General features: G+C 74.7%; 13 protein-coding genes and 1 pseudogene. 10 read left to right on the top strand and 4 right to left on the bottom strand.

Going from position 1 to position 12,471, the window contains the following annotated elements:
• From F9B16_RS51750 to F9B16_RS43810, 4 genes and pseudogenes are all read left to right on the top strand, one after another.
• A pseudogene (locus F9B16_RS51750) lies at positions 1-326 on the top strand (hypothetical protein); the annotation flags it as partial.
• A 50-nt stretch (positions 327-376) separates the two neighbouring features.
• Positions 377-808, top strand: coding sequence for a hypothetical protein (locus F9B16_RS43820; RefSeq protein ID WP_151546177.1), 432 nt, complete (start codon positions 377-379; stop codon positions 806-808).
• 54 nt (positions 809-862) lie between these two features.
• On the top strand, positions 863-2,011 hold the full coding sequence (locus tag F9B16_RS43815) for a sensor histidine kinase (protein ID WP_151546176.1): 1,149 nt from the start codon (positions 863-865) through the stop codon (positions 2,009-2,011).
• Entirely contained in the window at positions 2,008-2,616 is a 609-nt protein-coding gene (locus F9B16_RS43810) for a response regulator transcription factor (RefSeq protein ID WP_151546175.1), read from the top strand. The genes F9B16_RS43815 and F9B16_RS43810 overlap by 4 nt, the downstream gene beginning before the upstream one ends.
• Positions 2,617-2,628: 12 nt before the next feature.
• Here F9B16_RS43810 and F9B16_RS43805 read toward each other — a convergent pair whose 3' ends face one another.
• Together F9B16_RS43805 and F9B16_RS43800 are read right to left on the bottom strand one after the other, a co-directional pair.
• Positions 2,629-3,492, bottom strand: a complete 864-nt coding sequence (locus F9B16_RS43805) for an NAD(+)/NADH kinase (RefSeq protein ID WP_151546174.1) — start codon at positions 3,490-3,492, stop codon at positions 2,629-2,631.
• Between the two features lie 29 nt (positions 3,493-3,521).
• Positions 3,522-4,280, bottom strand: a complete 759-nt coding sequence (locus F9B16_RS43800) for a TetR/AcrR family transcriptional regulator (RefSeq protein ID WP_151546173.1) — start codon at positions 4,278-4,280, stop codon at positions 3,522-3,524.
• Between the two features lie 170 nt (positions 4,281-4,450).
• Here F9B16_RS43800 and F9B16_RS43795 point away from each other — a divergent pair, with 170 nt between their 5' ends.
• From F9B16_RS43795 to F9B16_RS43785, 3 genes are all read left to right on the top strand, one after another.
• Complete coding sequence (locus F9B16_RS43795) at positions 4,451-5,704, top strand: hypothetical protein (protein WP_151546172.1); 1,254 nt, start codon at positions 4,451-4,453, stop codon at positions 5,702-5,704.
• Between the two features lie 214 nt (positions 5,705-5,918).
• Positions 5,919-6,908 (top strand): MNIO family bufferin maturase, encoded by a 990-nt coding sequence (bufB, locus tag F9B16_RS43790; RefSeq protein ID WP_192809286.1) that lies wholly within the window; start codon positions 5,919-5,921, stop codon positions 6,906-6,908.
• Entirely contained in the window at positions 6,901-7,782 is an 882-nt protein-coding gene (locus F9B16_RS43785) for an HvfC/BufC N-terminal domain-containing protein (RefSeq protein WP_151546179.1), read from the top strand. The genes bufB and F9B16_RS43785 overlap by 8 nt, the downstream gene beginning before the upstream one ends.
• Here the strand turns inward: F9B16_RS43785 and F9B16_RS43780 are convergent.
• Complete coding sequence (locus tag F9B16_RS43780) at positions 7,769-8,512, bottom strand: DUF4261 domain-containing protein (protein WP_151546171.1); 744 nt, start codon at positions 8,510-8,512, stop codon at positions 7,769-7,771. The genes F9B16_RS43785 and F9B16_RS43780 overlap by 14 nt on opposite strands.
• Positions 8,513-8,540: 28 nt before the next feature.
• Positions 8,541-9,437 (bottom strand): MOSC domain-containing protein, encoded by an 897-nt coding sequence (locus F9B16_RS43775; protein WP_151546170.1) that lies wholly within the window; start codon positions 9,435-9,437, stop codon positions 8,541-8,543.
• A 191-nt stretch (positions 9,438-9,628) separates the two neighbouring features.
• Between F9B16_RS43775 and F9B16_RS43770 the strand changes: the two genes are divergently transcribed.
• The 3 genes from F9B16_RS43770 to F9B16_RS43760 form a co-directional block, all read left to right on the top strand.
• The gene (locus F9B16_RS43770) at positions 9,629-10,264 is read left to right on the top strand and encodes a hemerythrin domain-containing protein (protein ID WP_151546169.1); all 636 of its coding nucleotides are present in this window, start codon (positions 9,629-9,631) and stop codon (positions 10,262-10,264) included.
• 119 nt (positions 10,265-10,383) lie between these two features.
• Positions 10,384-12,042, top strand: coding sequence for a cytochrome bc1 complex cytochrome b subunit (gene qcrB / locus F9B16_RS43765; RefSeq protein ID WP_225992472.1), 1,659 nt, complete (start codon positions 10,384-10,386; stop codon positions 12,040-12,042).
• 79 nt (positions 12,043-12,121) lie between these two features.
• Positions 12,122-12,471: sigma factor (locus F9B16_RS43760; RefSeq protein WP_318839291.1), on the top strand; the 350-nt coding region annotated here is incomplete at its 3' end.

Here is a 12,471-nt window from a genome sequence, read left to right as displayed (position 1 = left end):
GCCGCGCGCTGGCGCTCGCCTCGGGCGAGGCGGCGCGCGCCCGCGGCTGCACCGAGGAGCGCGCCCGCGCGGTGGCCGAGCAGGAGGCGCTGATCGCCGAGATCCTCGCGGCGGGCCTCGCGGACGGGTCGCTGCCATGGGCGGCCCCGGAGCCCGACGCGCGGTCGATCCGGGCCGCGCTCGGCCGGGCGTTCGAGCACCAGCTCGCCGGGACGGCGCGGGAGAGCGCGTCCGCGGCCGCCGCCCAGCTCACCGCGTTCCTGTTCCGGGCGCTCGGCGTCCGCACCGCGAACGGCCGGCCCATGACGAATGTCATGGGCGGCTGATGGGCGATCTCACTGCCGGTGAAAGGGCCCCCGCGCGGACCATTTCCGGTATGGACGAGAACGAGAACGGCACCGCGCAGGACCTCCGCCACCCGCAGACCATGCGGGCCTTCCGCGAGATGAAGCTGCTCACCGGCGGCTACCTCGCGCTCAGCTGGCTCACGATGGGAGCCGTCTACCTGCTCCGCGACCACCCCTCGGTGGTGAACGACAACGTCTGGGTGCGCGGCGGCATCGTCGCCCTCGCCTCCCTGCTGTCGTTCGCGCTCGCGCGCCGCGCGGCCGGCGGCTCCCGGGGCGCGTACCGGCGGCTGCGGATCCTCTCGGCGGTGATGGTCGTCGCCGTCGTCGTGATCGTCTCGCTGCCCCGGTTCCTCCCGCCGTGGATGCGGATCGAGCAGGCCGTCTGCGGGCTGCTGCTGCTCCGCGTCGTCGTGATCACCGCCGGCGGCCGGATGCGGGCGCTGTTCGCCGCCAAGTGAGCACGCACACGGTGAGCGCGGACGAGGCGACGGGAGGCCGGTAACGTGCCGGGCATGCAGGACGCCGTGCAGGGGCCACCGGGCGGCGGCCCGCCGCCGGAGCAGGGCGGCGCCGACCCGCAGCGGTGGGCGCGCGGCTGGCGCCGGGCGGCGCTGGCGGCGGGGATGCTGGTGTACCCGTCGGTGACGGCCCTCGGGGTGGCGCAGTACTCGTCGGGGGCCGCCGCCGCGGCCGGGTTCGCGATCGCCGGCGCGTTCGCGGTCGCCTACGTCCTCGCGGGCGTCGCCGTGGCGCGCCGGGACCGGACGCGGCTCTGGGCCTTCTACGGCGTCATGGTCGTGCTGTTCGTCGCGGAACTGCCGTTCGCCCGGAACCTGGCCTTCTACCTGTGGGCGGTCATCGCCGCGTTCACGGCCCTGATGGTGCGCCGCCGCATCGCGGTGATCGTGCTGGCCGGAGCGCTGCCCAGCCTCCTCGTCCCGTGGGCGGTGCGGCCGTGGCACACCGGCCCCGACCTGCTCACCGCGCTGATGGTCGTGTTCACGACCCTGACCGTCTACGCGTACGCCGAGATGGCGAGAGCGAACGAGGCGCTGGTGGAGGCGCGCGCCGAGGTGGCCCGGCTCGCGTCGGAGGCCGAGCGCGCCCGGATCGCCCGCGACCTGCACGACCTGCTCGGCCACTCGCTGACCGTCATCACGGTCAAGAGCGGGCTGGCCCGGCGGCTCGCCGAGAGCGGCTCGCCCCGCTCGGCGGAGGAGATCACCGCGGTGGAGGAGCTGTCCCGGCAGGCGCTGACGGACGTGCGCGCCGCGGTGTCGGGGTACCGGCAGGTGTCCCTCGCGGGCGAGCTGGCCCGCGGCCGGGAGGTGCTGCGGGCGGCGGGCGTCGCCGCCGACCTGCCGACGGCGACGGAGATGGTCGACCCCGCCCACCAGGAGCTGTTCGGCTGGGTGGTCCGCGAGGGGCTGACGAACGTGGTGCGGCACGCGCACGCGTCCCGCTGCACGGTGACGCTGTCGCCGACCGGCGTGGAGATACTGGACGACGGGGTGGGCGCCCCCGCGTCCAGCGGGAACGGGCTCACCGGGCTGCGGGAGCGGGTCGCGGCGGCGGGCGGCGGCGTGGAGGCCGGGCCGGTCCGCCCGCGCGGCTGGCGGCTGAAGGTGACGGTCGGGACGGCGGAAGGTGCGCGCGCATGACGATCCGGCTGCTGCTCGCCGACGACCAGGAGCTCATCCGCACGGCGCTGTCGACGCTGCTCGACCTGGAGGACGACTTCGAGGTCGTCGCCTCCGTCGGCCGCGGCGACGAGGTGGTCGGCGCGGTCCTGGAGCACCGCCCGGACGTGGCGCTGCTCGACATCGAGATGCCCGGCGTGGACGGGCTCGCCGCCGCGGCGGTGCTCGCCGAGAAGGCGCCGGACTGCCGGGTGGTGATCCTGACGACGTTCGGCCGCGCCGGCTACCTGCGGCGGGCGATGGGCGCGGGCGCCGTCGGGTTCGTGGTGAAGGACGCGCGGGCGGAGGCGCTCGCGGACGCCGTCCGCCGGGTGATGCGCGGGGAGCGCGTCGTCGACCCGGCGCTCGCGGCGGCGACGCTGGCGGCCGGGGACTCGCCGCTCACCCCTCGCGAGGTCGACGTGCTCAACGCGGCGCGCTCGGGCGCGGCCGTCGCGGAGATCGCCGGGCGGCTGTACCTGTCGGAGGGGACCGTCCGCAACTACCTGTCCGCGGCGATCGCCAAGACCGGGACCCACAACCGGATGGAGGCGCTGCGCGTCGCCGACGAGCGCGGCTGGCTCTGACCGTCCGGGGCGCTAGTCGGCTTCGGCGCTTCCGCTGACGCGCAGCTTGCGGCGGGCGCGCTCGTAGAAGGTGGTCCCGCCGAGCCGGACGACGCGGGCGGCGCCGCGGGCGGCGGTGACCCGCAGCCGGTCCCCCGCCTTGAGCTCGGCGGCGACCCCGCCGTCGACCTCCACGGCCAGCGTCCCCGACGTCGGCAGCAGCGTCAGGTCGACGTCCTCGTCCGCCGACAGCATGACGGCGCGGTTGAACGTCGAGTGCGCCGCCGCCGGCACCACCAGGAAGCCCTCGACGGCGGGCGAGACGATCGGCCCGCCCGCGGAGTAGCTGTAGGCGGTCGAGCCGGTCGACGTCGCCACGATCACCGCGTCGCCCGCGTACCGGACGAACGGGTGGCCCTGCACCGCCACCTCCACCGCCGCGAGGCCGTCGCCCGGCATCCGCACCAGCGCGATGTCGTTGAAGGCGGACACGACCCGCCCGCCGGGCAGCCGCATGCACACCGCCATCCGCGGCTCCACCTGGTAGCGGTGCTCGTCGATGCTGGTCAGCGCGTCCGCGAGGCCGTCCACGTCGATCTCGGCGAGGAACCCGAGGCGGCCGAGGTTGACGCCGAGGACCGGCGTCGCCGCCCCGGCCGCCAGCCGCATGCTGCGCAGCATCGTCCCGTCGCCGCCGAGGCTGACGAGCAGGTCCGCGCGCTCGGCGAGCGCGGCGGCCTCGACCGCCACGGCGCTGCAGTCGATCCGGCCGATCTCGTCGGGCAGCCCCAGCACCGCGCCGCCGCGCCGGCCCGCCCAGCCGACGATCGTGTCGACGGCGGCCTCCGAGTCGCGTTCGGGATGCAGGACGAGCCCCACCGTGTGCACCATGCCCATGGCAGCACCGTACGGCCCCGGAGGGCGGTTCAGCCGTCGTACGGGAGCGGCGCGGCGAGGATTCGCAGCAGGATCGCGGTGAGCGGGCCGTGCAGCGCGGGCAGGCCCGCCGCGTCGCCGGCGCAGACGTGCGCGGTGATCAGCTCGGCGATGGCGCCGACCGCGGCGCGGTAGGCGGTCTCCTCGACGGGCGGCCATTCGGGGTGGCGTTTCGCTGCGTGCTCGCGCCAGAGCCGCAGCACGTCCGCGACCGCTCCGTACGCCTTGTTGCGTCCCTTGAGCGCGCGCGGGCCGACGGCGGGGAGCTCGACGAGGATGCAGCGCGCGTACTCCGGCTCGCGCGCGCACAGCGTCAGGTACGAGCGCAGGCCCGCCTGCAGGACGGCCAGCGGCGACGGCTTCTCGCCGAGGCCCTTCGGCGCGTTCATCAGCTCCCGCAGGATCACCTTCTGGGCGTCGGCGAGCGCGGTGAGGAAGCAGTCCTCCAGGCCGGTGAAGTGGTCGTAGAACGCCTTGCGGGACACGCGGGCGCGGGCGACGACCATCGCGACGGTGGTGCCGGGGTAGCCGTGCTCGGCGACCGCGGAGATCACCGCGCCGAGCAGCCGCTCCCGCTGCGCCTTGCGGACGACCGGCGCGGGCAGGCTGCTGCGCCCGCGGGGCAGGCCGGGACGCGCCGGGTCGTAGACCTCGGCCAGCCGGAGGCCGCCGGGTCGCCGATCACCGGACCGCGGGCCGCCGGAGGAGGCGCCGTCGTCGGGGGGCCGCTGTCGTTCGATGCAGCGCATTCTAGTGCGCTGCCGTCCTCCGGCCACGCGGCCGGGCGTGGCCTTTCTATGGGCGGTTGCTAAGCGCTCCGAGGCGTTTCCGCATCACCCTCCGTATCCCGCGCCGGCGACCCGGGTTCACCATGTCCGGGACCCACAGGTACGTATGCGTACTTCTGAGAGGAGTCCCCATGAGAGTCGGACAGGCGGGCGCCGCGACGGCCGGGCGCGGCCGGCTGCGGCGTTCCCTCGCCGCCTGCGCGGGCGCCGCCCTCGCGGTGCTCGCGTTCGTCCAGGCGCCGCCCGCGCACGCGCTCCCGGCCCAGGACGTGCCGCCCGTCGGGGTGGACACCGGCCGGTTCAAGCTGCCGATCGGCTGCACGATCAGCCTCGGCGGGCTGCCGGTGTTCTACCTGCCGACCGACGTGGACGTGCAGGGCGTCGCGCCCGTCCAGCTCGGCCCGGGCCAGCAGTTCTACCTGTCCCAGGGATCGGGCAGCATCACGTTCCCATCGTGGCTGACGTCGCTGGCGCCGATCCTCGGGATCGACCAGGCGGACGCGAAGATCACGGATCTGAGCATCGGAGCGAGCGACTCGACCCCGTCCAGCATCAACATCGCGGCGGGCAAGCCGTTCGAGATCGACGGCATCGCGATCCAGGCGGGCCGGCCGCTCAAGGTGGGGCTGCCGCTCACCGGGACGTTCGACGTCGGGCCGTACACGGCGCCGAACAGCGGCAAGGTCACGCTCGCGTTCGAGCACGCCTACGCCGAGGTGAACCTGAAGTCGTCGGCCGGGTTCAGCCTGCCGATCACCGCCGACTGCAAGCCGTCGGCGGGCAACGCGCTGCTGACGATCGCGGTCGGCGGCGCGGCCGGGCAGCCCCCGGCGAAGATCACCGGTGCGCCGCTGAACTTCCCCGAACCCGCCTCGAACGAACTGGTCGGCATCATCAACGCGCCGTACGCGTGCAAGGTCGGCGCCGACACCCTCGACGTCGGCATCGCGGTCGGCGCGCACATCCCGCTGGTGGCCAAGCGCGGCAGCGCGTTCTCCTTCACCGAGGCGAGCGGCGCGCTGGTGATCCCGGCGGGCACCGTGAACAAGCTGATCGACAAGGGCTACACGTCCGCGTCCGGCAAGGTCACGGCGCTGAACCTGGCGGTCGAGGGCGGGACGCCCGCCACCCAGAACGTCATCCCGGCCGGCGGCATCGCGATCCCGAAGACGCCGCTGGCGCGCGACAAGCAGATCACGGTGCCGCTGCCGAGCGACGGCACGCTGACGGCCGGGCCGTTCACGCCGACGTCCTCGGCGAAGAGCACCGCGGTCTCGCTCGGGTCGGCCGCCGCCGACCTGTCGTTCGACGGCGGGTCCACCGCCGCGGCGACCTGCGGCGCCCCCTCCCCCACGGTCTACCTGGTCGACAACCCGGTGACTTGACGGACCCGACAGGACCGATGGGACCGGCCGGCCGGGCGGCGATGGCGCCCCGCCGCCCGGCCGGCCCACGCCGCCCCGTCCCGGCCTGCCGCGCCTCCCGATCACGGACGCGGCAGGCCGGCGGCGCCTCCGGGTGACAGAAACCTACCGTTCCCCTGCGGTCACTCCCTGTGATTATTTGTTCCGCGAGACGTCACCCTCGGTGGGAGGCCCCATGACTCATCAGGTCCCGCGCGCCGACCCGACCAGCGCGGACCGGACGCACCCGGCCGGCACCGCACCGGCCGTCCGCGCCGCGCGCGACGGCGGGACACGGCTCGGCCTGGGCCTCGGCCTGCGCTCCGCGCACCTCCCGCACGTCCTCGCCGAATGGCCCGACGCCGGCTGGTTCGAGATCATCTCCGAGAACTTCCTGGACACCGCCGGCTACCCGCGGCACGCGCTCGACCGGATCGCCGAGCGCTACCCCGTCGTCATGCACGGCGTGTCCCTGTCGATCGGCGGCACCGACCCCCTGGACCTGCACTACCTCGGCCGGCTGCGGATGCTCGCCGAGGACATCGGCGCCCGCTGGATCTCCGACCACGTGGCCTGGACGGGCGTGGCGGGCGTGAACACCCACGAGCTGCTGCCCGTCCCGTTCACCGAGGAGGCGCTGCGGCACATCGCCCGGCGCGTCCGCGTCGTCCAGGACGTGCTCGAACAGCCGCTGGTGCTGGAGAACCCGAGCACCTACGCGCGGTTCGCGCACGCCACGATGCCGGAGTGGGAGTTCCTCGCCCGGCTGTGCGAGGAGTCCGGCTGCCGGCTGCTGCTGGACGTCAACAACGTGCACGTCTCCTCCGTCAACCACGGCTTCGACCCCGAGGAGTACATCCGGGCGCTCCCGCACGACCGGGTGCAGCAGATCCATCTGGCCGGGCACGCCGACATGGGCGACCACCTCCTCGACACCCACGACCGCCCGGTGGCCGAGCCGGTGTGGGCGCTGTACCGGCTCGCGACGTCGCTGACCGGCGCCGTCCCGACCCTGCTGGAGTGGGACGAGGACATCCCGCCGTTCCCCGTCCTGCTGGAGGAGCTGCGCAAGGCGCGGCTGCACGCCGGCACCGTCCCCGGAAGCACCGTCCCTGGAAGCACCGTCTCCGGAAGCACGGTCTCCGGAAGCACGGTCTCCGGGAGTGCCGCGGTGGCCGATGCGTGAGGCGCGCGCCGTGGACGCGCCGCCGTCGCTGCGGGCCGTCCAGCAGTGGTTCCAGGACGCGATCACCGCGCCGTCCGCCCGGCCGGAACGCGCCGCCGCGCTGCTCGCCGCCCCCGCCGATCCGGGCAGGGAGCGCCCCGCCGATCTGGGCGCGGAGCGGCCTGCCGATCTGGGCGCGGAGCGGCGTGTCGAGCTGTACCGGCGCGGGTGCCGGCGGCGGCTGCTGGAGGTGATGCGGCACCGGCACCCGGCGCTGCGCGCGCTGCTCGGCGCGGAGCTGTTCGACGCGTTCGCCGGCGAGTACCTCGACGCCCGCCCGCCCCGCTCGTACACCCTGGCGCGGCTGGACGACCGGCTCGCCGCGCACCTGGCCGCGCACCGCCCGGACCGGTACCTGCCCGCCGCGCGGCGCGAGTTCCGGATCGACCTCATGATCGACCTGGTGCGGTACGAGTGCCTGTTCGCCGAGGTCTACGACGGTCCCGGCACCGAGGACGAGCCGCCCGCCCCGTGGCCGGCGGAGCTGCCCGGCTCGGCGACCGCGGCGGCCGCGCCCGGGCTGCGGGTGTTCCGGGCCTGCGCGGCCGTGCACGAGTACCACTCCGCCGTCCGCCGGGGCGCGCGGCCCGGACCGCCCGAGCCCGGGCCGGTCGACCTGGTCGTGTTCCGCCGCGACTTCCGGGTGGTGACCGTCCGCCCGCCCGGCGAGGCGTTCACGCTGCTCGCCGCGCTCCTGTCCGGTGAGCCGCTCGACGCGGCGGCGGCGCGGGCCGGTCTCGGCGAGGGCGCGGCCCGGCGGCATCTGCGCCGCTGGATCGCCCAGCGGTGGCTCACGGCCCGGGTCGGCCGGCCCGGAGCGGTCAGCCTGGAGTGAGCCGCCAGTAGCCGTGCGGGTTGTGGAAGAAGTCGTCCTCCGCGAACCGGTCGCACGGCCCGTGCCGCAGCACCCAGTGGTCCGCGCCGTCCTCCAGGGCGAACGTCTCGCCGTCGTGCAGCTCCCGCGTCCGCTGCTCCATCAGCAGGTAGAGCGCCAGCCCGTCGATCAGGTCGAGGACGTCGTCGGGGTGCGGGTCGCCGGGGTGGTCCAGCTCGACGTCCGGGGCACCGAGCAGGTGCATGCCGCAGCTGAAGTACAGCGCGCCGGTCGTGATCGGCCGCTTGACGCACGCCTGGTACAGCGGGACGGCCGCCTCCTGCCCCGCGTACGCCTTGTAGGCGAGGTCGAGCCACCGGTCGCGGCCGTGCGCGAGCCCGTTGCTCTCGTTCTTCACCGCGGTGGCGCCGGAGCGCAGCAGCTCGGCGGTCAGCGCGAGCGTGCGGCGCGCGACGGTGAACGCGACGCCGGGACGCGCCGCGGGCGACAGCAGGTAGGCGACGGTGTCGTGGTCGCGCACCGCCTCCCAGTCCCGGGCGGTGAAGGACGCGCCGGCGCCGCACGCCTCGAACGCGGCCGGCATCCGCGGGTCCGGCCCGGGCCCGGAGTACTCCCAGTCGAGCTCGAAGCCCTCCTTCTCGGCGATCGCCTCGATCTCGCCGAGGTCCAGCCCGGTGCCGAGAACGCAGAGGACGTGCCGGGAGCCCACCGACGTCTGCTCATCAATCATCAGGCGGCAGGCTACGCGAAGATCGTGGTCACGGCAGAAGTTCGACCCGATCGCCGGGCCGCAGCACGCCCGGCTCCTCGACCGCCGCGTAGACGCCGGCGTCGTGCGCCGCCTCCCGGTGCACGGCGCGCAGCAGCTCCCGGTCGCGCGGCAGCCCGCCCGCCGGGTGGCTGATCATCACGCAGCGCGGCGTCGGGACGGTGACGCGCAGCACCGCCGTGCCCGCGCGCAGCCGCCGCCCCGCCCACGCCAGCTCGGGATACGGCCCGGAATTGTCGCCAGGGACGGCGATCAGCAGGTTCGGGCGGAACCGGCGCGCGGCGGCGGGGCCGCCGCCGCTCAGGCCGCCCAGCGTCCGCAGCGTCACGTCCGTGATCAGGTGGAGGGGGAACGCGTCGAAGTAGGTGCCGGGGATCGTCTGGTGGGTGGTGACGGCCTCGGGCAGCCGCGACAGGTCCGGGACGTCCGCCGCGTCGGCGACGTCGAAGAACTCGCGCAGGTAGCGGTCCCAGTCGCCGTCCTCGGGCGGGAGGCGGCGGTAGTGCGCGTCCTCGCCGGCGGGCAGCCGCGGCCAGAGCGTGACCGCGCGGCCGAGCGCGGCGCTCAGCCGCTCGTGGACGTCCGGGTCCGCCGAGGTCACCGGGGCGTGGCCGGGGACGGTGATCTCCACGGGCGGTCCCGGTTCCGCGGGGGTGGGCGGGCGCGTGTACCGGGCCTCCGCGTCCAGCAGGGCGGGCAGCGTCCGGGCGTCGGCGATCACGCCGCGGCGCTCGTCGCGCAGCGCCCACGCGCGGTCGCCGAGGACGCCGCCGTCCGCGGTCAGCGCGGCCTCGGCGAGCGGCTCGGGCGCCGTGCTCTTGACGGGGTGGCGCCACACCCCGGCGATCGTCGCGGTGCGTGCGGTGACGCCTGGGCCGGCGGTCATGGAGCGGCTCCCGGGGGTGTGGCCGCATCAGCGGGGCGCGGCGGGGAAGGGTGATTACATGGACTTATAACACCCGTCCGGACGAGCGCGATGTGGGGCAGGTCACACCGGACCGGCGCCGGATCGCGTCACGTTCGGCGGCACTGATCCATCTTCTCTGTGACGGGTCGCACGGAGGGTTTGGAGGGGGCATGGGCGCCATACCGGAGAGCAGCACGCCGCGGCGGTTCAACCTGACCATGCTGAACGCCGCGTATGACGCGTTCCGGCGGGACATGGCCCGGATGTCGGCCGCCGCCGCGGACGCCGCGCCGGAACCGGGGCGGGTCGCCCGCGGATGGGCGATGTTCCGCCGGCACTGGCTGGCCCAGCAGGCCGCCGAGCAGCGCGCGTTGTGGGCGGTGATGCGCGGCCGGGAGCGTCCCGCCGTGTTCGAGGCGCTGGAGCTGCGCGCGTTCCGGGTCGTCCCGCTGCTGGACGGGGTCGACGCGGCGCTGGAGCACGGCGACCGGCGCGCCCTCCGCCAGTACGCGCGGGCGCTGCCGGCGGCGGTGAACGACCTCCTGGACTTCAAGGAGGCGGAGATGCTGCCGCTGATCCACCGCGCGCTGACCCCGTTCGAGTGGGGCACCTTCGACGTCGAGATGCGCCGCGAGCTGGGCATGCGGGGGCTGGCCTCGTTCGTGCCGTGGCTGCTGGACGGGGCGCCCGACGCGACGGCCCGGGCGGTGATGCGGCTGCTGCCGCCGCCGTTCCGGGTGCTGTACCGGGCGCGCTGGCTGCCGCGCTACCGGCGCCGCGAGGGGTGGGCGGCGCCCGCCGTCTGAGCCTCGCCGCCTGAGAACGCCGCTGTGTGACGGGCGGCACATCGCGCGATGTCACGTTTCGCCGGGCTGGATCGGTCTTATGCGCAGAACCGGTCCAGACCGACGAAAGGACGGCGTCGATGGCGGACACGATGCCGAGCACCGGGACGGGCGCGGCGCGGGGCGTGGACGCCGCCGCGCACGCCCTCGACGAGCGGCTCGGCACCACCGGCTTCGCGCGCAAGGCACTGCGCAAGGCGTTCCCCGACCAGTGGAGCTTCCTCGTCGGGGAGATCGCGATGTACTCGTTCGTGATCCTGCTGCTCACCGGGGTGTACCTCACCCTGTTCTTCAAGCCCAGCATGAACGAGGTCGTCTACAACGGCTCCTACACCCAGCTCAAGGGCGTCCGGATGAGCGAGGCGTACGCCTCCACCCTGAAGATCAGCTTCGAGGTGCGCGGCGGGCTGCTGGTCCGGCAGATCCACCACTGGGCGACGCTGATCTTCATGGGCGCGATCCTCGTCCACCTGCTGCGCAACTTCTTCAGCGGCGCGTTCCGCAAGCCGCGGGAGCTGAACTGGCTGATCGGCATCGCCATGTTCATCCTGGTCATGCTGAACGGGCTGTTCGGCTACTCGCTGCCGGACGACCTGCTGTCCGGCACCGGCATCCGCATCCTGGAGGGCGTCACCGAGTCGGTCCCGCTGGTCGGGTCGTACCTGGTGATGTTCCTGTTCGGGGGCGAGTTCCCCGGCACCGACATCATCCCGCGGCTGTACGTGGTGCACGTGCTGCTGATCCCGGGGATCCTCGCGGCGCTGATCCCGCTGCACGCCATCGTGCTGACGTGGCGGCAGACGCACACGCAGTTCCCCGGCAAGGGCAGCACGAACACGACCGTGCGCGGCTACCCGTTCTTCCCGGTGTTCGTCGCGAAGACGACGTCGCTGTTCCTGTGGGTGATCGGGGTGACGGTGCTGCTCGCGGCGTTCGTGCAGATCAACCCGATCTGGCTGTTCGGGCCGTACGACCCGGGCGCGATCAGCGCGAGCTCGCAGCCGGACTGGTACATGGGCTGGCTGGAGGGCGCGCTGCGGATCATGCCCGCGTGGGAGGTGAGCGCGTGGGGCCACACGGTGACGCTGAGCGTGCTCGTGCCGGCGCTGGTGGTGCCGGGGCTGCTGTTCACCGGCCTCGCCGCCTACCCGTTCCTGGAACGGTGGGTGACCGGCGACCGGCAGATCCACCACCTGCTCGACCGGCCCCGCGACGTCCCGGCCCGCACCGGGACCGGCATGGGCGGCGTCGTCTTCTACGGGGCGCTGTGGGCGGCCGGCGGCAACGACGTCATCGCCGACCGGTTCGACGTCCCGCTGTTCTGGACGACGTGGTTCTTCCGCTTCGCGGTCGTCCTCGGCCCGGTGCTGGCCTACATCGTCACGTACCGGATCTGCGTCGGGCTGCAGCACCGCGACCTCGCGCTCGTCGAGCACGGCCTGGAGACCGGCGTCATCCGGCGGTCGCCGGAGGGCCGGTACAGCGAGGTCGAGCGGCGCCTGCCGGCCGAGCGGACGGCCGCGATCACCGATCCGCGGCCGTCCCCGGCGGTCCCGCTGGACGTCCCGCCCGAGGCCGGCGGGGTCGAGAGCCCGCGGGCCCGGAGCCGGACGGCGCGGATCCGCGCGGCCCTCAACCGGCGGTTCCGCGCCGATCTGGCGGTCGTCCCGGAGGCCCCGCCGGACGCCCCCGCGCTGGAGGAGGGCCCCGCCACGGAGACCGCGCCGGCGTCCCGCTGAAATTCGCCGGCCGCGGGCCGGTCCCTTTTCCGCTCCGCACGGGTCCGTACAGGTGTGAGAGCGGTGGAGGGAAGTGCCGATGGCCGATGACGGGGAGTTCGTGCGGCTGACCGGTCCGTACCGGTCCGAGCTGCTGGTGCACTGCTACCGGATGCTCGGGTCCCTGGACGAGGCGGAGGACCTCGTCCAGGAGGTGTACCTGCGGGCGTGGCGGTCGTTCGACCGGTTCGAGGGCCGGGCGTCGCTGCGCACCTGGCTGCACCGGATCGCGACGAACGTGTGCCTGACCGGGCTCGGCGCCCGGCGCCGGCGGCCGCTGCCGTCGGGGCTCGGCGCCCCGGCCCCCGATCCGGAGGGCCCGGTCGGGCCGGCCCGGCCGGAGATCGAGTGGCTGCAGCCGCTGCCCGGAGCGTGGGCGGACGCGGCGGG

The organism is Actinomadura montaniterrae, from assembly GCF_008923365.1.
Taxonomy (GTDB): domain Bacteria; phylum Actinomycetota; class Actinomycetes; order Streptosporangiales; family Streptosporangiaceae; genus Spirillospora; species Spirillospora montaniterrae.
The sequence above is the reverse complement of the archived record's forward strand: the minus strand, read 5'-3'. Positions and strand labels throughout refer to the sequence as shown.